19 protein-coding genes are annotated in these 20,951 nt (G+C 59.2%); 9 read left to right on the top strand and 10 right to left on the bottom strand.

Annotated features, from left to right (window positions below; genetic code table 11):
* Nucleotides 1–3 precede the first annotated feature (3 nt).
* From KD146_RS06365 to KD146_RS06345, 5 genes are all read right to left on the bottom strand, one after another.
* Complete coding sequence (locus tag KD146_RS06365; protein ID WP_212657873.1) at nucleotides 4–1,032, bottom strand: LacI family DNA-binding transcriptional regulator; 1,029 nt, start codon at nucleotides 1,030–1,032, stop codon at nucleotides 4–6.
* Between the two features lie 112 nt (nucleotides 1,033–1,144).
* Nucleotides 1,145–3,166 carry an alpha-amylase family protein gene (locus KD146_RS06360; protein WP_212657872.1) on the bottom strand — a complete coding sequence of 674 codons (2,022 nt, stop codon included), beginning with the start codon at nucleotides 3,164–3,166 and terminating at the stop codon, nucleotides 1,145–1,147.
* Nucleotides 3,167–3,168: 2 nt separating this feature from the next.
* The gene (locus KD146_RS06355) at nucleotides 3,169–3,990 is read right to left on the bottom strand and encodes a carbohydrate ABC transporter permease (RefSeq protein WP_212657871.1); all 822 of its coding nucleotides are present in this window, start codon (nucleotides 3,988–3,990) and stop codon (nucleotides 3,169–3,171) included.
* Nucleotides 3,987–4,952, bottom strand: a complete 966-nt coding sequence (locus tag KD146_RS06350; protein ID WP_212657870.1) for a carbohydrate ABC transporter permease — start codon at nucleotides 4,950–4,952, stop codon at nucleotides 3,987–3,989. The genes KD146_RS06355 and KD146_RS06350 overlap by 4 nt, the downstream gene beginning before the upstream one ends.
* Nucleotides 4,952–6,259, bottom strand: coding sequence for an ABC transporter substrate-binding protein (locus KD146_RS06345; protein WP_212657869.1), 1,308 nt, complete (start codon nucleotides 6,257–6,259; stop codon nucleotides 4,952–4,954). The genes KD146_RS06350 and KD146_RS06345 overlap by 1 nt, the downstream gene beginning before the upstream one ends.
* Nucleotides 6,260–6,524: 265 nt before the next feature.
* Here KD146_RS06345 and KD146_RS06340 point away from each other — a divergent pair, with 265 nt between their 5' ends.
* Nucleotides 6,525–7,460, top strand: a complete 936-nt coding sequence (locus tag KD146_RS06340) for an NAD-dependent epimerase/dehydratase family protein (RefSeq protein ID WP_212657868.1) — start codon at nucleotides 6,525–6,527, stop codon at nucleotides 7,458–7,460.
* Nucleotides 7,461–7,592: 132 nt separating this feature from the next.
* Here the strand turns inward: KD146_RS06340 and KD146_RS06335 are convergent, their stop codons facing one another.
* From KD146_RS06335 to KD146_RS06325, 3 genes are read right to left on the bottom strand one after another with little or no spacing between them, the layout of a single operon-like run.
* A complete protein-coding gene (locus KD146_RS06335; protein WP_345790814.1) occupies nucleotides 7,593–8,564 on the bottom strand; it encodes an NAD(P)-dependent oxidoreductase in 972 nt (323 codons plus the stop codon).
* Nucleotides 8,561–9,841: a 3-oxo-tetronate kinase gene (otnK, locus tag KD146_RS06330; RefSeq protein WP_249327598.1), complete on the bottom strand. Its 1,281-nt coding sequence runs from the start codon at nucleotides 9,839–9,841 to the stop codon at nucleotides 8,561–8,563. Before otnK ends, KD146_RS06335 begins: the two co-directional genes overlap by 4 nt.
* A 7-nt stretch (nucleotides 9,842–9,848) precedes the next feature.
* A complete protein-coding gene (locus KD146_RS06325) occupies nucleotides 9,849–10,901 on the bottom strand; it encodes a LacI family DNA-binding transcriptional regulator (RefSeq protein WP_212657866.1) in 1,053 nt (350 codons plus the stop codon).
* A 128-nt stretch (nucleotides 10,902–11,029) separates the two neighbouring features.
* On the opposite strand from KD146_RS06325, the gene ltnD reads away from it, so the two are divergent.
* Genes ltnD through KD146_RS06310 form a run of 3 tightly spaced genes read left to right on the top strand, consistent with a single transcriptional unit; the run spans nucleotide 11,030 to nucleotide 13,662 of the window.
* Nucleotides 11,030–11,947 carry an L-threonate dehydrogenase gene (gene ltnD / locus KD146_RS06320; protein WP_212657865.1) on the top strand — a complete coding sequence of 306 codons (918 nt, stop codon included), beginning with the start codon at nucleotides 11,030–11,032 and terminating at the stop codon, nucleotides 11,945–11,947.
* Between the two features lie 3 nt (nucleotides 11,948–11,950).
* A complete protein-coding gene (gene otnI / locus KD146_RS06315; protein ID WP_212657864.1) occupies nucleotides 11,951–12,724 on the top strand; it encodes a 2-oxo-tetronate isomerase in 774 nt (257 codons plus the stop codon).
* Between the two features lie 50 nt (nucleotides 12,725–12,774).
* Nucleotides 12,775–13,662 (top strand): NAD-dependent epimerase/dehydratase family protein, encoded by an 888-nt coding sequence (locus KD146_RS06310; RefSeq protein WP_212657863.1) that lies wholly within the window; start codon nucleotides 12,775–12,777, stop codon nucleotides 13,660–13,662.
* Between the two features lie 107 nt (nucleotides 13,663–13,769).
* Here the strand turns inward: KD146_RS06310 and KD146_RS06305 are convergent, their stop codons facing one another.
* Complete coding sequence (locus tag KD146_RS06305; protein WP_212657862.1) at nucleotides 13,770–14,216, bottom strand: pseudoazurin; 447 nt, start codon at nucleotides 14,214–14,216, stop codon at nucleotides 13,770–13,772.
* A gap of 219 nt (nucleotides 14,217–14,435) precedes the next feature.
* Here KD146_RS06305 and nirK point away from each other — a divergent pair, with 219 nt between their 5' ends.
* The 4 genes from nirK (at nucleotide 14,436) to KD146_RS06285 (ending at nucleotide 18,586) form a co-directional block, all read left to right on the top strand.
* On the top strand, nucleotides 14,436–15,560 hold the full coding sequence (nirK, locus tag KD146_RS06300) for a copper-containing nitrite reductase (protein WP_212657861.1): 1,125 nt from the start codon (nucleotides 14,436–14,438) through the stop codon (nucleotides 15,558–15,560).
* A gap of 69 nt (nucleotides 15,561–15,629) precedes the next feature.
* Complete coding sequence (locus tag KD146_RS06295; protein WP_212657860.1) at nucleotides 15,630–16,520, top strand: SUMF1/EgtB/PvdO family nonheme iron enzyme; 891 nt, start codon at nucleotides 15,630–15,632, stop codon at nucleotides 16,518–16,520.
* A gap of 66 nt (nucleotides 16,521–16,586) precedes the next feature.
* Nucleotides 16,587–17,285, top strand: a complete 699-nt coding sequence (locus KD146_RS06290; RefSeq protein ID WP_212657859.1) for a Crp/Fnr family transcriptional regulator — start codon at nucleotides 16,587–16,589, stop codon at nucleotides 17,283–17,285.
* A gap of 86 nt (nucleotides 17,286–17,371) precedes the next feature.
* Nucleotides 17,372–18,586, top strand: coding sequence for an NnrS family protein (locus KD146_RS06285; RefSeq protein ID WP_212657858.1), 1,215 nt, complete (start codon nucleotides 17,372–17,374; stop codon nucleotides 18,584–18,586).
* Between the two features lie 6 nt (nucleotides 18,587–18,592).
* Here the strand turns inward: KD146_RS06285 and KD146_RS06280 are convergent, their stop codons facing one another.
* The gene (locus KD146_RS06280; protein ID WP_212657857.1) at nucleotides 18,593–19,078 is read right to left on the bottom strand and encodes a DUF2249 domain-containing protein; all 486 of its coding nucleotides are present in this window, start codon (nucleotides 19,076–19,078) and stop codon (nucleotides 18,593–18,595) included.
* A gap of 237 nt (nucleotides 19,079–19,315) precedes the next feature.
* Here KD146_RS06280 and ccoN point away from each other — a divergent pair, with 237 nt between their 5' ends.
* On the top strand, nucleotides 19,316–20,950 hold the full coding sequence (gene ccoN / locus KD146_RS06275; RefSeq protein ID WP_212657856.1) for a cytochrome-c oxidase, cbb3-type subunit I: 1,635 nt from the start codon (nucleotides 19,316–19,318) through the stop codon (nucleotides 20,948–20,950).
* Nucleotide 20,951: the final 1 nt, after the last annotated feature.

The raw sequence follows: 20,951 nt of genomic DNA, 5'->3' as shown, positions 1-20,951 counted from the left end.
TCGCTAAGGGCTCAAACGGCGGGTCGAGCCTCTCAGTATGATGTTTGCATCAATGCGCACTGTTCGCTTGCCCAGCGGATCATTTTGGCCCAGCCGCTCGGCCAGAACAGACACGATGGACTCCGCGATTTTCTCAACCGGCTGCCCGACCGCCGTAATGCCGGGCTGGTGCACCGAGAACGCCGGAACGTCGTCAAAGCTCACCAGCGAAATATCATCGGGAATGGTCATGTCGTGCTCGCGCAACCAGCGCAATGCGCCAATGCTCATATTGTAATTGGCACCAAACACGGCCGTTGGGGGCTCAGGCAGGCTCATCAGATCGCCCATGCTGCTATAGCCGCGCTGGTCGCTCCAGCCCCCGTCCATCACCAGTTCGGGGTACTCCCGCACGCCATGGGCCTTGAGCGCGTCTCGATAGCCTTCAAGGCGATCGCGGCCGACGGAGTCGCGCAAATTGCCGTGAATAATGGCAACGCGCTCGTGACCCAGGTCCAGCAGGTGGTCCACCAGCCGTCTGCTGCTCCGGCGATTGTCCACAAACACCCGGTCAGCCGCCAGGTTTGGCAGGTCATTGTCGTACAGAACCACGAGCATGCCCTGCTCAATGTACGGCGCCAGGCGCTGCCGCAATTCTTCATTGCCATCCATCACCACCGCGTCGACACGGTGACCCGCAAAGAACTCCAGACCATCAACAATGGCCTCTGGCTCGGTGTCGTGGCAGAAACACACAACGGCTCGCCCAGTCTGGCGCATACGGCGCGCCAGTTGGTCCAGCAAAGCCGCGTGGAACTCACTGACTGCAGGCACCAGCATACCAACGATGTGGGTGGTCTTGGTCTTTATCGAGGCTGCAGCACTATTCCGCCGATAGCCCAGATCATCGATGACCTTGGCTATCCGCTCGCGATTGCCGCCCCGGATTGGCAAGCCATTAATGTAGCGCGACACCGTACCAACCGCCACGCCAGCCTCGCGGGCGACGTCGACAATGGTGGCGGGTCGGGGCTTGGTGCTGATCTCTGTCATAACTCTACTGGTTCCGCATGAATGCCCCCATACTCGTGCAGTCGGGCGCCTTCTTTCTGCATAGTCATGGTTTGGCCTGACTGTCACTGCCGCAAGCCAAACCAAAGTCGTTCTAGGCGCGATCCTCAAACACAACCGCGGTATGGATTTTCAGCTTTTCCACGGACACGCCATAGTACCCGTCGCCGAAATCCGTGATGGGCAACTCAGCACCGGATAGTGCTTCGTAGGCGCGACCTGGCCGTTCTTGCAGGCGCACGCGGACCGAAACCGGTCCAATGGCTGGAATATCCTCGATCATCTCCATGACGCGGCTCCCCTCATCGGTGGGGACGGCCTTGCCCCGCACCTGGGGAGGACCGTAAAGCAAGTGCACCATGTGCCGTCCGTGCTCGGCCTGCCGCACCAGTGTGGCCCGACCCGCCGATGGCAAGTCGGTCAGCAATGCGGGGTCTGGCAGCAACTTGTCCAGAAGCCCACGCACGACATATTTGTACAGTGGCTGCCCCATGGCGTGGTAGATCGAGAAGATTGGATAGGCCACATAGCCCACGCCGTTATGCAGCGTCACACCTGCACCAAGCGGCTTGGCATCCGGATCATCCGGCGCATGGGCGTGAGATGAGAAGTGCTGATAGGTGCGGTTGAAATAGGGGCGAACAACATCGGCCAGCACCTGCGCTCCTTGAGACTCGATCTCCTGTGCGGTCCCATAAACGACGAACGGCGTTTCGGTCATGCTTGCATCAAGCGCCTTGCCAGCCCTGAGGTAGGACGGCTCGAAACCAACTTCGCCACCACTACGTACGCCTGTCGGCACAGCGAATTCGCCATCGGCACCAAGAGCCGAACACCCTGACAGCAGCAGCTTGCCGCCTTGCTTTAGATAGCCATCAAGCCGGTGAGCCAGCACGCTATCCACCGGGACCGTGTCAGGCAGGATGATCACCCGATAACTGCCAAAATCCGCGCTTGGATCAATCACATCAAAAGGCCGTTTCAGCTCAAGCAACATCTGCGCTGCGCCATCGTCAGCATGGTTGTTGCGGTCGCCAACCGGATGGAAGTACTCGGCCGACAGAATGGCCACTTCCGATATCTGCTTGGCCCCGTCCAGAAACGGCTCCAGCTTTTCGATCCGCGCATAGGCCGGGGCGATCGACGCGTAGGTATCAGGGTTGATCGCCCCGTTGGGATGCAACTGGTCACCCACAAGACACTTGGAGCCAAGCGCCACCATCTGCGCCGTCTCATATTCAAGCGCGTCTGGATGCTTGAAGCCGCCAAACTCGCCCCACGATGTGTGGAACTTCCCGGTATGGGCAAGGAAATCGAGCCCAAGCGTCGCCGCATAGCGCGCACTGGAGGGAAAGTGGTCATACCCCCAGCCACCGGTCGGCAGGCTCTCCAGTTCAAGATGGCTGTAAGGCGCAAAGCGCTGCGGTCCCTGCTTGTGGATGTGACCACAATTGTAGAAGACGCGCAGTCCGGGAAACTCCGCGCGAAGCGCAGCACTCATCTCGCTGCGAAACACCTCATTGACCCACTCATCCTTTTTGAGGCGGTCAGCGTGTTTGGTGGCATCAAGCCCCTGCTCGGCCATCGTCTCCAGACACTGCTCGCAAACGCAATCGGGCGTCAGCACGATGTCGAAAAACAGACCGGGCGTCTGATAGTTTCGCGCCACCTCGCGCGCCTGCTCGAGCAACTCGTCTCGATACGCCTTGTGGTTCAAGCACAATGTGTGCCAGCCCGCCTCTAGCTGGCTGGGGTCAAAGCGGTTCTTGGTCGCTGAGCGCGCGCGCCATTCGGGGTGTAGCCGCGCGTTCCGCTCATCCCATTGCACCGAGATGTAGATCGGGCACTCGATATCTGCCGCGACCAGGGCCGTGACCATGTCACCCATCAGATCGCGCGTCAGCTGCGGGTGCTGTTCGCCCACCTTTGTGGGGTAATAGGACCAGCCATGATGGCACTTGGCGAAGATGGTCACCGAGTCAACATGAGCGGCCTTGAAGGTCGAAACGAAGTCCTCCGCATCGAATGCCGAACCGATGCCGGGAATGTGCTCCGAAGTGTGGAAATCAAGATGGATCTGGCGGTATCGCAGCGGCTTATTGGTACGTGTGGGCATAACTACTCCTTGGCGCCGCTACGGGTTTGCGACCCGGCTGCGAACTGACGCTGAAAAATCATGAAGACCAGCAATGGAACGATGGTGGTGACAATCGCGGCGACCGAGCGCAGATCCCAATTGGACTCATAGGTACCTGCCACCTTGGTCAGCAGTACCGGCAGCGGCACATTGCTGCGCAGGAACAGCATGGGCAGCAGCAGCGCATTCCAGGTCCAAAGAAACTGTAGAATACCCACCGCAAAGATCGGGCTGCGGGCATTGGGCAGCACCACATGCAGTAGCGAAGAGATTGCGCCGCAACCGTCGATCCGGGCTGCCTCGATAAGTTCCTTGGGAAAGTCCTCAAGGAAGTTCTTCACGAGGAAGATCGACCAGGCAAAGCTCAGCCCGACATAAGGGATCAGCACGGCGGCGATATTGTCGATCAGCCCGAGGTCCCGCCACAACTGGAATAACGGAATGATCACCACCTGCTGCGGCAGGACGAAGGCATTGATGATCAGCACCAGCAAAAGGCGGCGGAATGGAAACTTGAGAAAGTGGAATGCATAGGCCGCCGCCGGCGTCAGCAGCATCGTGCTGATCGTCGCTATTCCGGCCAAGAGTGCCGTAAACCAGAAGGCATTGGCCAGTGGGTACTCCTCCCACACCCGGATCCATGCGCTCAGAGTGAAACTGACTTCATCCAGCCGCCACCACCCCAAGGTAATCTCGGACGGTGGTCGGATCGACGTGACGACAATGCCCACCACAGGGATCAGCCAGATGAAGGCAAATACGCCAACCAGCGCAACGATCCCATACGGAACTCGACCGTTCATTTCGCACCTGCCGTACGCTGCATGATGGCCGGTGTTGAAACGATCAACACGGCAACCAGCAACACCACGGTCGCCGCAGCGCCGTAGCCAAGTTTGAACTGCGTCATGGACTCCCGGTACATGAAAAAGCCCACCGTCTCAGTGGCGCGAACAGGTCCGCCACCAGTCAGCACATAAATGATGTCAAAGGCGCGCAAGGCGCCAAGAAGGTTGATGAAAATAGCCACCCGCACGCCCGGGAGCGACAGCGGCACCATGATGTGGCGCATGATCGACAGCGGCTTGGCACCATCCATATAGGCGGCTTCCAATACGCTTTTGGGGATCGATTGCACCGCGGCAAAACACAGCATGAGCGGCAGCCCCACACCGCTCCAGGCGACAACGAATATGAGCGATGCCAGAGCGGTATTGGCGTCCCCCAACCACGGATGGGTAAAGCCCGGCGAGAAAATGCCGATGACGCTGTTGAGCAGTCCCGCCGAGTCAGGCCGCAGGATATTGATCCAGATATAGCCCGAGACCGCCTCGGATATACCAAAGGTCACAAAAATCATGACGCGAAATGGCAGTGTCTCGCGGGGCGCGAAGGCGCAAAGCATTGCCAGAATCCAGCCCAGCGTCACCGAGATCGCGGCGGTTCCAACAGTGAATATAAGCGTTGTTGTCAGCGTACTGCGGAACCCCGGGTCGGAGAACAGCCTGATGTAATTGCCAAATTCGATATATTTCGGCTTGCCCAGCCCTTTGATGTCAAAGAACGACAAGCGGATGGTCTCGATCAGCGGATAAACCACCGCGATACCGAACAGGATCAACACCGGCGCGATCAGCAACCAGGCCGCAGGCGTGTCCTTGAGCCGCCACCCGCGGGTGGCAAGCAGCTCGCGCTGCCCACCACCCAGGGGGGAGGAACCCTTGTCCGTCGCGACTGGCGCAAAAGGAGCGACGGGTTGTGCCATCAGTAGGCTTCCATTGCCTTGGCTTCGATAGCGGTCAACACCGCGTCAATATTGGCTTCAGACGGATCGGCCAGGAACTTCTGCAACTGGACACGATATTCATCGACCAGGTCACCCGGCAGCAAATCGCCAAGCACAAACTGAACCTTGGATTGCGCGACCGCTTCGGTCGCAATCTGCTGTACCGGCCCCAATAGAGAAGCATCGGCTGCCTTGCTCGGCGACGCATAGCCATAGCTGGCCATGATATTGGACGCTTCTGCACTAACGATAAAGTCGAGGAAGGCGTTAGCGGCCTCGGGATTGCTACCATTGGTCGTCACGTTGAGCTCTTTGGTGTCGACACTGGAGGTGTCGTCAAAGCCCATGCCCAGAGCCGGGAACTGCAGCAGTGAGTAGTCCTCGCCTTCGGTTAGGCCGTAATCGTTCTTCAGCAGCGAATTGGTCCACATACCGATCAGCATGTAGTTGGCCTCATCGGCGCGGAATATCTGCGCGTAGGACTCACCCAGATCATTGGCGAACATTACCGCTGGATCACCGCAACAACCCGCATTGAGCATCTCGGCAAACTTGACCAGCGCACCCTTTACCTTGGGATCGGTCCAGGCGATCTCGTGTGCGGCCAGTTGCGCGGCAGTCTCGACCCCTGCCGTGCGCAGCAGAAGCGATTCAAACCACTCTGCGTGTGCCCAGAACTTGGCAGGCACTGCAACAGCGGTTCCATAGCCTGCCGCATTGAGCTTTTCGAAGCTGGCGAGGAACTCATCCCAGGTCTTTGGTGGAGTAATACCCGCCTTCTCCATATGCGCGGTCTTGTACCAGATCCCCGAGCGATCACCGTACGTGTAGGTCAGGCCATAGGTGGTGCCATCAATCGACCCCAGATCACGCCACGACTGGTTCAGCTTGTCGTCCCAGCCAAACTGCGCCCACTCATCATCGATCGGACGCAAAATGCCGGCGTCAACCAGTTCTGCCCGGAAGGCCGGCCAGGTATTGATGATCACGTCGACAACTTCGCCGCTCATGATGGCGGTACGAATGCCGGCGCGCGGATCACCCTGGGCACCAGCCGGCAGAAATTCGCGAATGGTCACGCCTGGATGCATTTCGGTGAACTTCTCACCGATCTCCTGCCACATCTTGCCATCGGTGCCGGTTTGCCACTGCAGAATGGACAATTCCCCACTGAGGTCCTGCGCCAATGCAGCGTGCGGTGCCACGCTTGCAAGCAGCGCAGCGGTCGCGCCAGCCAGGATGGCACGGCGACGGATAGAAGACGGAATTCTGATGGATACAGTCATCGATTTCTCCTCCCATAGACCGGTCGCCATTTTTGACGTTACCCGATCAATTACGTCATAACGTTATCAACTACGTTGTGATTGGCAAGGGGAATTATGCAGACAGATGTCCGTTCAGGCCCGCAATTCCGGGGAAAGCGTCGGACAGGTCACGCCTAAAGAACCATCAACAACACGGTCGTTCTTTTGCGTTTCATGCGTTAGCATTGCCCGATGATGACAGAACCCGCGCGAAATGCGCGCGTATAATCAAGGGACTATCGCAATGCTCGTTCTGGTAACCGGCGCGACAGGCAAGGTCGGCCGCGTACTTCTTGATCAGTTGCTTGCAGACCCCCGCTGGCCTGACCTGCGCATCCGCGCCCTATGCCACAATCGCACCCTGTCCGCGCGCGACCGTCTCGAATCGGTGCGCGGCTCTATCGCCGACCGCGAGGCTGTCGAGCAGGCCATGGCTGGTGTGACCCATGTCATCCACATGGCAACCGTCAAGGAAGACCCTCTGTCCGCCATGGATGTGTCGGTCAAAGGCATGTTCTGGATGCTGGAAAGCTATCGTCAGAGCCCCACGGCGCGTCAGTTCATGTTGATTGGCGGCGATTGCGTCGTCGGCCACATCATCAACAGCTACGACTCCCCCATTACGGAAAACTCGCCCCGCAAGCCCTACCCCGGCGTCTACGCCCTATCCAAAGTGCTCGAAGAAGTGATGCTGGAGCAGTACTACGTCCAGTACGGCATTAATGGCTGCTGCCTGCGGGCACCCTGGATCATGGAAAAGGATGATTTCCGCCATGTCCTGGATTTTGACCAACAGTTCGGCGGTCCCGATTGGGACCAATTGCTGACGTCCGCGCAACGAACTGAGTACGCCACCACCAGTAAGGTTCCAATTCTGCTCGATAGCACCGGCGCAACCTTAAAACGCAACTTCATCCATGTCACTGATCTGGTGAATGCCATGCTCGCTGCGCTCGACAATCCCGCAAGTCGCCAGAACCTGTTCAATATTGCGATGAACCAACCGGTTGATTATGGCGCCGTGGCCGAGCACCTGAAACAGACGCGTAACCTGACCAGCGTGACAATAGAGACGCCGTTTCATTCCAACTGGCTCGATAATGCCAAGGCGCGGCAACTCCTGGGCTGGCATCCGCGCTACGACATGGCGCGACTGGTCGATGACGCATTCAACTATTAGCGAGCTCCCGACGACCCGCGCAAGATTTGGTATATCGGCTAAAGTCGAACGCGGGCGCCCCCCCGTTCGACTTTACCAATCCATGACCAGCATCTTTGCTGACCGAAGCCCCGACGGGGCTTCGGGTCGTCCCTATTTGGACTTGCCGCCGTTTAGCCTGTCGATATAGGCGGGCAGCATGGGCACGTAGTCGCCGGCACCATCTGCTGCCACGGCTGCGGCATAGGAATTCTTCACCGCATTGCCCACGGGGTTGACCAGCCCTGCCCCATTGGCCATCGATTCCAGATAACGTAAATCCTTGAAGGCATTGGCCAGGCTGAACTTGTGGGCATCGCGATCTCCCTCAAGCGTGTAGCGCATGAAGGTCTGGTAGAAGCCACAATCCATGCGCCCCCCGCTGATCACGCTATCAACACGCTCGGCCGAAATGCCCACCCGCTCAGCAAGTGCCAGAGCCTCGGCATAGATGGCTCCATAGCCAAGCGAAATGAAGTTGTTGAGCAGCTTCATTCGATGGCCGTCACCAACCCCACCGATATGCACGATCTTGGCCGCCCAGGTATCCAGGATCGGCTGCAACCGTGCGAACACCGCATCATCCGCCCCTACCATGGTGTCGAGCGTACCCTCCCAGGCCTCTTTCGGCGTCCGGCTCAGCGGCGCATCAGCAAAATCGATCCCTCTGGCCTTCAACTCTGCCGCGAGCATGGCAGTCGATGTCGGATCAGAACTGGAACAGTCCACCACGACCGAACCAGGCCGCAGATTGGTCAACAGTCCGTCCGGCCCGCGCACGGCAGCCTCAACCTCCGGCGAACCGGTTACACACAAGAAGACCACATTCGATTGCCTGGCCAACTCACCCAATGAGGTCACCTCAACAGCGCCGCGCCCGACAAGGTCCTCGACCGGCTTGCGATTGCGGTGCGCGATGACCGACAAAGGATGGCCATTTTCGACGATATTTTTGGCAATGCCGTGCCCCATCATGCCCAGCCCGATAAAGCCCACGGCCTCGCGCTCGATTGTCTCCTCAGACATTGGATTGTCCTTTCCCGCTGCTTTTGCAGCGCCATTGTTCGCGTTAAATTGAGAGCTCAGTCCTGGAGCAAGTCCCAGGCCGTCTGAAAAAAGTCAGGCGCGCCGAAATTGCCCGACTTCAGCGCTAGCGCCAGATCGGGCCCACCAACGCTGCGTGTCCACGGCACCCCTGGCGCGATCTCCGGACCAATCCGCAAGCTGGACACCCCCAGAGCGGCAACAACCGCGCCTGAGGTCTCGCCCCCGGCCACGATGAACCGTGAAAAGCCGTTGTCGCGCAGAATGACGGCAAGGTTGGCCAGGAGATGCTCAACCAGCAGCCCGGCCTCGTCCTTGCCGAGCTTATCCTGAACCGCGCGCACCGCATCAGGCTCGTCGCTGGAGTAAACCAGCGCGGGCCCGGCGTCGGTATTGGCCAGCACCCAGTTGGCGACATCGGAAACCGTTTGGCTACCAGCTGCCACATCAGCTGGAACGATCTTCAGGGCTGGGCGACCAGCCGCAATCGCCTCGTCCACCTGCCCTCGCGTTGCCTCCGAGCAGGAGCCCGCAAGAATGACTGACTTGCCAGCAGGGGCTGCCATTTTCTCTGGCACCGCCGCACTGCCAATCCGCCCCTGCAAGCGGAAGTTCTCAGGCAACCCCATGGCGATACCAGACCCACCGGTAATCAACCTGGCTCCGGCCAGCGCCTTGCCGAGAACCCGAAGGTCTGCATCCCGAACCGCATCGGCGATCATCAGACGGAAGCCGGCTTGCTGCGCCTTGTGCAGGACCGCATTGATTACCTCGGCCCCGGCCGAAACGATATCGAGTGGCAGGAGTCCGACGCGGGCCGCGCACTGAGCTTGCAGCACCCGCACCAGATTGGGATCGCGCATGGGAGTCAAAGGATGATCTCGCATCGCACTGTCCGAGAGCAGCGACGATCCGACAAACAGGTGCCCCTGGTAAACCGATCGCCCGGCCGCGGGAAATGCCGGGCAAGCGATTGCGATGGGCACATCGAGGAGATCCATCAGCGCTTCGGCGACCGGGCCAATATTTCCCGCATCTGTCGAATCGAAGGTCGAGCAATATTTGAACAGGAACTGTTCGGTGCCAGCGGCACGCAGCACCAAAGCTGACGCCAGCGCCATGGCAACAGCCTGATCAGCCGGAATCGTCCGAGACTTCAACGCCACCACGACAGCCTCGGCATCACCGAAATCAGCGCCCTCTTCAGGAACACCGATCACCTGCACGGTCTTCATGCCGTTGCGCGCCAGCATCAGCGACAGATCGGTGGCCCCGGTCAGATCGTCGGCAATCGCGCCGAGCAGGATGGAATTGGTCATGTGGCCCTCAAGCTGTGGCGCCGGGAAGGATTTGGTAGCCAGTATCGATGATCTCCGGCTGCATAGGTCGATCACGTTGCCTGAGCAGCATTTCGATCGCCGTCCTGCCCGTCAGAAAACGGTTTGACCGCAGTGTCGACAACGGTGTGGGCAGCGCCTGGCCAATATCGAGGCCGTTAAAGCCAAACAGGCCAAGATCGACCTTGGGAACAATGCCCGCGCTCATACAGTGAAACACGCCACCCGTGGCCATGTCGTCATTGGAAAATACCACGACATCAAGCGCGCTCTGGCGCGACAGAAGTGCGGCCAGCACGCTACGGCCAGATGCTGTCGAACTCGGTCCATCGTGCAGAGATCGGTCAATCAGCTCGAGGCCAGCCTCGGCGAGCGCCATGACCAGGCCATCATGGCGAAGCTGCGCGCGCCGATCCGCTGTCCAGTCGTGACCGACATAGCCAAAGCGGCGATACCCCTTGTCGATCAGATACCGGCCCGTGTCATAGCCGGCCTGCCGATGCGAATGGCCAACCGCCAAATCGATGGGCTGGCTGTCAATTTCCATGATTTCGGCAATCCGCACGCCGCTGCCCTCAAGCATGGCCCGCGCCACGGGCGTGTGCTCGACGCCAGCAATGACCATCGCCTCGGGGCGCCAGGCCAACAAGGACGCCACCAGTTCTTCCTCGGTGTTCAAATCATAGTCGCTGACGCCGATAACGGCCTGAAACCCGGTATCGGCCAGCGCCGACCGAATACCGTCCAGCACCTCGGGAAACACTATATTGGTCAGCGACGGCACGATTACGCCCACCAGCTTCGATCCCGAAGATGCCAGTCCTCCTGCCAGCCGGTTGGGCACATAGCCGACATGTTGAACCGCATCCAAGACCCGCTCACGCGTCGACTCGGCAATGGCACCTTGACGCCGCAAAACCCGCGACACCGTGATTTCGCTGACCTTTGCTATGCGCGCAACGTCCGCGAGCGTGACACCCTGACGCCGCTGCGCCAGTCGTTTGCCTACCGATGACGTCAACTTGGGCTGATCTGACTTCATTGACTCCCTATCCGACAGTAGCCATGATCAAGCAACATGACAGCGCTAACATAATTGGCATTTCCGGGGATCGCAATCTCTGAAACGACCGAATACTCCAGCGCACCAAATTCACGCGGAGCCCTCCAATGACAGAAACAACCAGCCTCGCTGTGGCGATGATCGGACTTGGGTCCATGGGACTTGGCATGGCCAAATCGCTGCTGGCATCTGGCCATACGGTGAGTGGCTATGACGTTACCGCATCGGCGACCGCCGCACTCGGTGACTTGGGCGCTCGGGCCTGTACCAGTCCAGCCGATGCGGCCAAAGGCGCACAAATCGCGGTGGTTGTTGTGGTCAACGCAGCGCAGACCGAAGCAGTGCTGTTTGGCGACAACGGCATTGTGCCGGCGATGGTGCCGGGCGGCGTGGTGATTTCCTGCGCCACCATGGCTCCTGACGCGGTTCGCGCCCTGGCAGAACGATGCAGTCAACGCGACATCCACTACCTCGACGCCCCCATGAGTGGGGGCGCTGCGCGCGCCGGCACGGGCGAACTGACCTTCATGGCATCGGGATCTCCGCACGCGTTCGCCGTTGCGCGGCCCGCACTCGATGCCATGGCTGGCAAGGTCTACGAACTCGGCGAAACGCCCGGCATCGGCGCCTCCTTCAAGATCGTCAACCAACTGCTCGCGGGGGTCCACATCGCCGCCGCGTGCGAAGCCATCACCTTTGCCAGCAAACTCGGCCTGGATATCGACAAGGTCTATGAGGTTATCACCGCCTCTGCTGGCAATTCGTGGATGTTCGAGAACCGCGTTCCACACATCCTCGAAGGTGACTACGCACCCAAAAGCGCCGTTAACATCTTCACCAAGGATCTTGGCATCGTCAGCGATATCGGACGAACGGAGACATTTCCCCTGCCGATTGCCGCTTCCGCATTGCAACTCTTTCTGGCCACCGCCGCTGCGGGCATGGGCCGCGATGATGACGCATCGCCCGCCCGCCTCATCGCCCAGATAACCGGCATCAATCTTCCTCAGGCCAAGGAGCACTAGGCAATGGTCAAGCTCGCCGCCAATTTGTCGATGATGTTCAATGAGCTTGAGTTTCTGGACCGCTTCGCCGCAGCCGCGGCGGCTGGTTTCTCAGCGGTCGAGTTCCTGTTTCCCTATGCCCATGAGCCAGACCAGATTGCTGAGCAGTTGGAGCGCAATAATCTTCAACTCGCCCTTTTCAACCTGCCGCCAGGCGATTGGGAGGCTGGCGACCGCGGTATGGCGGCCCTGCCCGCGCGTAGAAACGACTTTGAACGATCGGTAAGCGCCGCGTTACGCTATGCCAGCGTCCTGCGCCCCCATCGCCTTCACATGATGAGCGGGCTAGCCGACAGGACGGATCCTCAAGCGGTCGCGACCTACCGCGAAAACACTACGCATGCCTGTCAGCGCGCGGCTGAGCATGGCTTGACCATGGTCATCGAGCCGATCAATGCGCGCGACATGCCGGGATATTTTCTCAGTGATTTTGGCTTTGCAGCCGACCTCGTCACTGAACTCGGTCTGCCCAATCTCGAACTGCAATACGATATTTATCACCGGCAGATCTTGCACGGCGACATCATCCGCAGCATCGACACATTGATCGGCATGATCGGGCACGTGCAAATTTCCGCCGTTCCCGACCGCCACGAACCAGGCAGCGGGGAGCTCGATGACGGCCGCATCCTGCGTCACCTCGATGCCAGTGGCTATGACGGTTTCGTCGGCCTCGAATATCGCCCCGCGGGCGACACGCTCGCCGGCCTGGCCTGGCGCCAGAACCTCGGATTTTAGCGCTAGCCCTATCTGGTCGGCGCGCTAACTCTCACTGAAGGACTGCAATCATGATTAAGCGAATTGTCTTCACTGGCGGCAGCGGCAAGGCCGGGCGCCATGTCGTGCCCTACCTGCTCGATCAGGGCCACAGCGTTCTCAATGTCGATCTGGTGCCGCTGGACCATCCCGGCGTAAACACGTTGACCGCAGACCTGACCGAGAGTGGACAGGCTTTCAACGCACTCTCGATGCATTTTGATTTCGATGGCTTCACCACCGGCGCCGGCCCAGCACCAGTTGACGCCCTCGTCCACTTTGCAGCGGTGCCGCGCGTGCTGCTACGCCCGGACAACACCACCTTCAGTGCCAACGTTATCTCGACCTATAACGTCATCGAAGCGGCGGTAAAGCTGGGGATCAGGAAGGTCATCATCGCATCCAGCGAGACCACCTATGGGGTGTGCTTTGCCGAGGGCGACAAGGACTATCACAGCTTCCCGCTTGAGGAAGATTACGACAGCGATCCAATGGACAGCTACGGCCTGTCCAAGGTGGTCAATGAAAAGACGGCACGTGCCTTCGCCATGCGAAGCGGTATCGACATCTATGCCCTGCGTATCGGCAATGTGATCGAGCCCCATGAATACGCCATGTTCCCCGACTTCATCGCCAACCCGGCTTCGCGCAAACGCAATGCCTGGAGCTATATCGATGCCCGTGATCTGGGCCAGATCGTTGATCTCTGCGTGAAAAAGGATGGCCTCGGCTATCAGGTATTCAATGCGGTGAACGACGAGATCACGGCTGATCAGCCGACCGCAGAGTTCCTTGCCAAATGGGCACCAAATACCCCTATTACCCGGACGATGGGTACAACAGAAGCACCGATCTCCAATCGCAAGATCCGTGACGTCCTCGGCTTTAAGGAACAGCATAACTGGCGTCAATACGTCTAGCCTCGTTGGTCTGATAGTACCGAGATCGCTGCGACCGGTGACGGGCTAGCCGGAGACAAAAAAGCCCGCAGGTGACCCTGCGGGCTTTTTGTTGATGCGTTGTGGCCCTACAGGCCAAGTTCGGCATAAACGGCATCGAAGCGTTCCCCAACCTTCCTGGGAACCTTGACGGCCTTGACGGCGTCCAGATTGGCCAGGTCGTCACCGACCATAATCATACCGACCATGCCCATTGCGTAGTGCGGTGTGCACTTGATGCCATAGGCACCGGCAACATCAAAAGTGACGGTAAAGGTCTCATTGATCTTGCTCTTGAAGGTCTCTGCACCCTCAGGGATCATGTCCTTGATAGTTTCGGCGTTGTGCCCTTTGTCAGTGGGTACAAATGTCACGGTATCGCCGGGCTGGATCTGAACAAAAGCAGGTTCAAACACCATTGCGCCAGCATCCCCCTTGTTGAGCATATGCATCTCGAAATCGGCAGCGATGGCTGGCACAACCGCAAAGCCGGCAATTGCGGCGGCTGCGATCAGGGCTTTGAGGACATTGCTCATCTTCGGTCTCCTTGAGAAATGGGGCCAGAGCGGTCCCGTTGGCGACCTTCTAGGCGCAAGCCCCTCGTCTATCTTTGTCCCAAATCAAATATTTATAACAATTCCGCGGCCGAAAATATGATTTTAATTTGCGCTTGATCAAAGAGAGGTAATGATATTGGGCCTATCCCGAAACCGTACCGGCACTGACAGGCCGAACCCGGAATTAAGGAAAGTGTCATGACAATCAATAATGGGATTTCGCGCCGCAATCTACTTGTTGGCGCCACAGCAATAGGCGCCGCAGTTCAGCTTGCCACAGTATTGCCTGCGACCGCTGAAGCAGCAATGGCGCCGGTCGTTGATGTCTCCACGCTGGAACGGGTAAAGGTCGAGCTGGTGGCACCACCCTTCGTGCATACGCATGAACAGGTGGCTACAGGCGGTCCCAAGATCGTCGAATTCACCATGGTGATCGAAGAAAAAGTGCACGAAGTCGATGAAGATGGCACAACCATCTGGGCGATGACGTTCAATGGCTCGGTTCCCGGGCCGCTAATGGTTGTTCACGAAGGTGACTACGTCGAACTGACGCTGATCAATCCCGACACCAATCTGATGGCGCACAATATCGACTTCCACGCCGCCACGGGCGCGCTGGGCGGCGCCCAACTGACCGAGGTAAACCCTGGCGAAAAGGCTGTGTTGCGCTTCAAGGCGACCAAGACCGGCGCCTTCGTCTACCATTGCGCGCCTTCCGGCATGGTCCCCTGGCATGTCACGGCCGGCATGAATGGCGCCATCATGGTGCTGCCGCGTGAAGGCCTGAATGACGGCAAGGGCAATGCTCTTGGCTACGACCGCGTCTACTATGTCGGCGAGCAGGACTTCTACGTGCCCAAGGACGCAGACGGCAATTACATCACCTACGAGAGCATTGGTGACGGTTATGCTGACACTCTTGAGGTGATGCGCACGCTTAAACCCAGCCATGTCGTGTTTAATGGCAAGGTCGGCGCGCTGACGGGCGAGAATGCCATGACGGCCGCTGTGGGTGAACGCGTACTCGTGGTCCATTCCCAGGCCAACCGAGACACCCGCCCGCACCTGATTGGTGGCCACGGCGACTTTGTCTGGCCCGGTGGCAAGTTCGGCAATCAGCCTGACGTCGGCCTCGAGACTTGGTTCGTCGCTGGCGGTGCTGCGGGCGTCGCCCTCTACACCTTCCTGCAACCCGGCATCTACGCCTACGTCAACCACAACCTGATCGAGGCGTTCGAACTGGGCGCTGCAGGCCACTTCAAGGTGACCGGCGAATGGGATGACGACCTGATGACCGGTGTCATGGCCCCCAGCCCAATCTGATCTGAAATACCCAAACATGGGTGCGGCGCCATTGGTGTGCCGCATCACACCCCCACCTGGAGCGCCACAATGCTCGCCCTGCCCCGCCCCTGGACCGCCATCGCCAATTCCATGGCATTGCCCGCAGGGTTGCTACTCGTCGGCGTTGTGCTGATAGGCCTGCAACTGAACCTGCCAGATATGAATGGCCGATCTGCTGCCATGGCTGGTCCGGCGATCGTTACGCTAGCCCCGGCAGATTTCATCTATCGTCCTGACGGCAGCTTTGTCCGCGAGGGCAACGCGATTGACGCGCCACTGCTGAAAACCCGCTTGCCCGCGCCCCTCACCATCATGCAGTTCCAGGTCACCGATGCCGATTACGCACGTTGCGTCACCCAGGGCGCTTGTGCGCCAGCGGCACCGCAAAATGTCGGTCAAGGCGATATCCCGGTAACGGGTGTCAACTATGAGGACGCTATCCGCTATGCGGGGTGGTTGTCTCGCCAGACCGGTCAGACCTGGACCCTCCCGACGGATCGGGAATGGGCATTCGCGGCCGGTGCTAACCGGCCCGACGAGGCCCTCGGCGTCGACGACAGCGCCAATCCAGCACTGCGCTGGCTGGCTGATTATGAACTGGAAGCCAAACGGAAAACCGCCAGCGGCCGTATGCCACTGCCGCTGGGTAGCTTTGGCACGAACGAACACGGCGTTGCCGACATCGCTGGCAATGTGTGGGAATGGACCCAGACCTGCCACCGCCGTGTGCAAATCGATGCGGCTGGTATTCTCCTGACTGAGACGCCGGCCTGCTCAATCCGCGTATTGGATGGCCAGCACCGTGCACCAATGAGTGTATTTGTGCGCGACGCCAAGAGCGGTGGATGCTCGGTTGGCACCCCGCCTGCCAACTTCGGCTTCCGCCTCGTGCGCCGTCCCAGCTGGACCGAGCGACTGCGGACCATGCTGCACATCTGATTTCGCTGTACCCCCAAAGCCGTCAATCGTGGTAGGCAAAGCCAACGACACGATGGGACGGTGATCTTGGCCGGAATAGACCGAAGTTTGGTGCGCGCCCTGCCACTGTTCAACAAGCTCAGCGACAGCGAGCTTGACGACCTGCTGGCGCAAGCCTCACTCCGCCGGTTTGCCGTTGGCGAAGCAGTCTTCGAACAGGGCGCTGCCGCAACACACTTTTTCCTGCTGCTGCACGGACGCCTCAAGGTGACCCAGGTCACCGCTGACGGGCAGCAGATCATCGTCCGGGTTGTTCACCCCGGCGATATCTTCGGCTTTGCCAAGGCCCTGCAACGGCAGGATTATCCCGGCACACCCACAGCAGCGGCTGAAAGCGTGGTTATCTGCTGGCCAACGGAGGTGTGGGATCTCTTCGTCGAAAAGAACCCGCATCTGGCGGTCAACGCCATGCGGACCATCGGCGAGCGCTTGCAGGAAGCCCATACGCGTATTCGCGAAATGGCGACCGAAGAAGTCGAACGCCGCGTCGCACACGCCGTGCTTCGATTGATCAAACAGGCCGGCAAGATCGAGAGTGCCGGCATCCGTATTGACTTCCCCATCTCCCGCCAGGACATCGCTGAGATGACCGGCACCACCCTGCACACCGTGTCCCGAATTCTGAGCGCATGGGAGACCAAGGGGCTGGTCCAGGGTGGACGACAGAAGCTGCTGGTCCGCGACGCCACGGCACTGCGTCTTTTGGCCGAAGGTAGCGCCGACTAAACAGCGCTGATTGCGCCATCGCAATGACGCCGGCGCGCTGAGCTACTAGACGCCTGTTGAGCCAATTGGTTCGATGGAGATTCAGTATGGCAGGCAGCAATCCGTCGGCAAGCAAACGCCAACCGATTCCCCGCGGCATTGCCCGCACCGGTCCAGTGCTATTCTCGTACGGATTCCGACCTTTCTTTCTGGCGGCTGGCATCTGGGCGATTGCCGCCATGGCCCTTTGGATCGGCGCTCTGATAGCGAGCTGGGAAATTGGCGGCAGCTATGGCGGCGCTTACTGGCATGCCCATGAAATGCTGTTTGGATACAGCTCAGCGGCGTTGGCCGGATTTTTGCTCACCGCCGTGCCCAACTGGACCGGCCGCCTGCCGGTATCTGGCACGCCGCTGGCGTTTCTGTTCGCCCTGTGGTGTGCAGGTCGCCTCACCATGCTGGCGCCCGATGCCTTGGGACTGCTGCCATCTCTGCTGATTGAAGCCAGTTTCCTCCCCATGTTGCTGGCGATCTGTGCGCGCGAGATCATTGCTGGAAAAAAGTGGAAGGATCTCAAAATTCTCGGCGGCATCGCCGCCTTGGCGCTGGCCAATATCGGCTTCCACACGCTGATTGCCACCGGTGGCGACGTTGGCCTGGCCAACCGTCTGGCGGTCAGCGCCTATGTGATGCTGGTATCGATCATGGGTGGGCGGGTTGTTCCCAGCTTCACCCGAAACTGGCTGTCCAAACACCATTTTGACCGCCTGCCCGTTTCCTATAACCGCTTTGATGCCCTGGTCTTGCTGGTGAGTCTGGCAGCATTGACACTGTGGGTCCTGATGCCGGGAACGATGTGGTCAGCGCTGGCGTGCGGCGCAGCGGCACTGTTACATCTGGCACGGCTGTTGCGTTGGCGCGGCTGGCAGGTCTGGGACGAAAAGCTCGTACTGATTCTGCATCTTGGCTACGGTTTCGTACCGTTCGGCTTTGGCTTGATTGCCTTGGCCCAACTCGGCTGGTTTGAGCCCGTCGCAGCACTTCATGTTTTCACGGTCGGGGTTATCGGGGTTATGACATTGGCCATTATGACCCGCGCAACACGGGGGCATACCGGCTTGCCGCTGGCAGCGTCGCCAACCACGATCGCAAGCTATGCCGCACTACTGATCGCAGCAGTTTCACGTCCAATGACCAGTTTTTGGCCAGCCGCACACATGGAACTGCTCACAGTCGCTGGTATGGGCTGGATCTTCGCCTTCGGGCTTTACGTCTTCGAATATGGCCCTGTGCTGTCGCGGCAACGACGCGAGCGTGGCTGAACCCGCTCAGCCATGTCCACAGCGTATCATCAAACGATACGCCTCTCCGGTATCGTCAAAATCCCCCACCCAGGCGTGCCCGTTCGATTTCAACCGCGCATACAGCGCCAGCGGTTCTTCGGAGAACAGTGCGAACAATACGTCGCCCTCGCCACGTAAAGCCAGTGCGACCTCAACGCTCTGCTGCGCCGGGACGAGTTCCAAACCACTGCAGTCCAGATAATCCATAGGATCAGGCCAGGTTTCGGGTCTGGCAGGATTTGAAACCGGCATCGGCGTGAACACGACCTGCCAGTCGCCACTGTCCAGCGACGTGCTGGTCGCCGAAAAGCCCTTTTCAGCCATAACCTTGAACAAGGGGTCGGGTCGAAACCCCGCAATCAGCTTGAGTTTCTGGCCACCGATCAACTTGTTTACTGCACTCATTATGGCGCCGAACGGCTCTCCGCCACTGGCAAGAATCGGGCGCACATCGAGCTCAAGATCATCCACAGCGTATCCTCCTCATCCAGATTTGGCGGCTCTCCCTCAGCCTTAAGCTAACCGCAGGCTGAACGGGCAACTTTGTCGGCGCGCAAATAAGTCCGTGCAACGCCACATGTATTTGACGCTCACTCCCCATGAAGGACGCCGTCTTTGCGCCAGATCAAAGACGCCCGTATTTTTTTCGCTAGGGGTTGGACCTAACTGGGCAAACTTGCCTGCATCCGACGTTGGGGCACAACAATAATGATTGCAGATCTGACACGAGCCGAACGGCTCTGGGCAATGCTCATCCTGGGAGGGCTGGGCATTGTCGGGCTGGCAATGGCAGTGGCAGGTCGTGACGACCTGATTGGCATCCACGGCTGGATCGTAATGGCAGCTGGGCTAATTGGGTTCTTTATCGTGATGAGCGGCAAGGACGCGCCCGAACCCAGCGATGACCGTCTCAATGAGTATTACGACGCACCAACGCGCGTCGGTATCATCCTGACCCTGTTGTGGGGCGTGGTGGGCATGGGCGTAGGCTTCTGGGTCGCGTCCCTGCTGGCTTGGCCAGACATGACATTCGACGCAGCCTGGGCCAGCTTTGGCCGCCTGCGTCCGGTCCATACCAGCGGCGTCATTTTCGGCTTTGGCGGCAATGCCCTGATCGCCACCTCATTTCATGTGTTGCAGCGCACCACCCGTGCTCGCCTGCCCGATCAGATCAGTCCCTGGTTTGTGCTGCTCGGCTATAATCTGTTCTGCGTGATCGCTGCCAGCGGCTATCTCATGGGCCTTACTCAGTCCAAGGAATATGCCGAGCCCGAATGGTACGCCGATATCTGGCTGGTTGTCGTCTGGGTCGTCTATTTCCTGATCTATATGCGCACACTGGCCCGCCGCAAGGAGCCCCATATCTATGTGGCAAACTGGTATTACATGGCCTTCATTCTGGTCGTGGCCATTCTGCATATCGTCAACAATCTGGCCGTACCGGTCTCGTTTGGCAGTGCCAAATCCTACTCGCTGTTCTCCGGCGTTCAGGACGCCATGACCCAGTGGTGGTATGGCCATAACGCCGTGGCCTTCTTCCTCACCGCCGGCTTTCTGGGCATGATGTACTACTATCTGCCCAAGCGGGCCGGTCGTCCCATCTTTTCCTATCGCATGTCGATCATCAGCTTCTGGGGCATCACCTTCATGTATATGTGGGCTGGTTCGCACCACCTGCACTACACAGCCCTGCCCCATTGGGTGCAGACGCTGGGCATGGCCTTCTCGCTGGTATTGCTGGTCCCATCCTGGGCTTCCGCCGGTAACGCCCTGCTCACGCTGAACGGCGCTTGGCACAAGGTGCGCGATGACGCTGTTCTGCGCTTCATGGCTCTGGCGGCCATCTTTTACGGCATTACCACTTTCGAAGGCTCGTTCATGGCCATTCGTGCGGTGAACTCACTCTCGCACTATACCGATTGGACCATTGGCCACGTTCACGCTGGCGCGCTCGGCTGGGTCGCCATGATCACCTTCGGCTCGCTCTATGCCCTGGTGCCATCAATGTGGAAGAAACCGAGCCTGTACTCCAACAAGCTGGTCGAAGTGCATTTCTGGCTCGCCCTGTCGGGCACGGTTATCTACGTCTTCGCGATGTGGAACTCGGGAGTCATCCAGGGCCTGATGTGGCGCACCTACACTGAGAGCGGTACGCTGAGCTACTCGTTCATCGACAGCCTGGTGGAGATGCACCCCTACTATATCGCGCGTGCTTTCGGTGGCCTGCTGTTTCTGCTTGGCGCCCTGGTCGCGCTCTACAACGTGGTCATGACAATCCGCATGCCCGCGACGGAGGCCGACACCATCGATCTCGAAACCCCTGCACTGCAAGCCGGAGAATAGC

The sequence above is a fragment of the Devosia litorisediminis genome, from assembly GCF_018334155.1.
Classification (GTDB): Bacteria; Pseudomonadota; Alphaproteobacteria; order Rhizobiales; family Devosiaceae; genus Devosia; species Devosia litorisediminis.
This window is presented reverse-complemented; position numbering and strand designations above follow the sequence as displayed.

Excerpts from the sequence above, each read along its gene's own strand:
- ltnD (WP_212657865.1), top strand. The coding sequence starts at position 11,030 with ATGACAGAAACAACCAGCCTCGCTGTGGCGATGATCGGACTTGGGTCC.
- KD146_RS06285 (WP_212657858.1), top strand. The coding sequence starts at position 17,372 with ATGGCAGGCAGCAATCCGTCGGCAAGCAAACGCCAACCGATTCCCCGC.
- nirK (WP_212657861.1), top strand. The coding sequence starts at position 14,436 with ATGACAATCAATAATGGGATTTCGCGCCGCAATCTACTTGTTGGCGCC.
- KD146_RS06295 (WP_212657860.1), top strand. The coding sequence starts at position 15,630 with ATGCTCGCCCTGCCCCGCCCCTGGACCGCCATCGCCAATTCCATGGCA.
- KD146_RS06325 (WP_212657866.1), bottom strand. The coding sequence starts at position 10,901 with ATGAAGTCAGATCAGCCCAAGTTGACGTCATCGGTAGGCAAACGACTG.
- KD146_RS06350 (WP_212657870.1), bottom strand. The coding sequence starts at position 4,952 with ATGGCACAACCCGTCGCTCCTTTTGCGCCAGTCGCGACGGACAAGGGT.
- otnK (WP_249327598.1), bottom strand. The coding sequence starts at position 9,841 with ATGACCAATTCCATCCTGCTCGGCGCGATTGCCGACGATCTGACCGGG.
- KD146_RS06305 (WP_212657862.1), bottom strand. The coding sequence starts at position 14,216 with ATGAGCAATGTCCTCAAAGCCCTGATCGCAGCCGCCGCAATTGCCGGC.
- KD146_RS06345 (WP_212657869.1), bottom strand. The coding sequence starts at position 6,259 with ATGACTGTATCCATCAGAATTCCGTCTTCTATCCGTCGCCGTGCCATC.
- KD146_RS06310 (WP_212657863.1), top strand. The coding sequence starts at position 12,775 with ATGATTAAGCGAATTGTCTTCACTGGCGGCAGCGGCAAGGCCGGGCGC.
- KD146_RS06355 (WP_212657871.1), bottom strand. The coding sequence starts at position 3,990 with ATGAACGGTCGAGTTCCGTATGGGATCGTTGCGCTGGTTGGCGTATTT.
- otnI (WP_212657864.1), top strand. The coding sequence starts at position 11,951 with ATGGTCAAGCTCGCCGCCAATTTGTCGATGATGTTCAATGAGCTTGAG.
- KD146_RS06360 (WP_212657872.1), bottom strand. The coding sequence starts at position 3,166 with ATGCCCACACGTACCAATAAGCCGCTGCGATACCGCCAGATCCATCTT.
- KD146_RS06340 (WP_212657868.1), top strand. The coding sequence starts at position 6,525 with ATGCTCGTTCTGGTAACCGGCGCGACAGGCAAGGTCGGCCGCGTACTT.
- KD146_RS06365 (WP_212657873.1), bottom strand. The coding sequence starts at position 1,032 with ATGACAGAGATCAGCACCAAGCCCCGACCCGCCACCATTGTCGACGTC.
- ccoN (WP_212657856.1), top strand. The coding sequence starts at position 19,316 with ATGATTGCAGATCTGACACGAGCCGAACGGCTCTGGGCAATGCTCATC.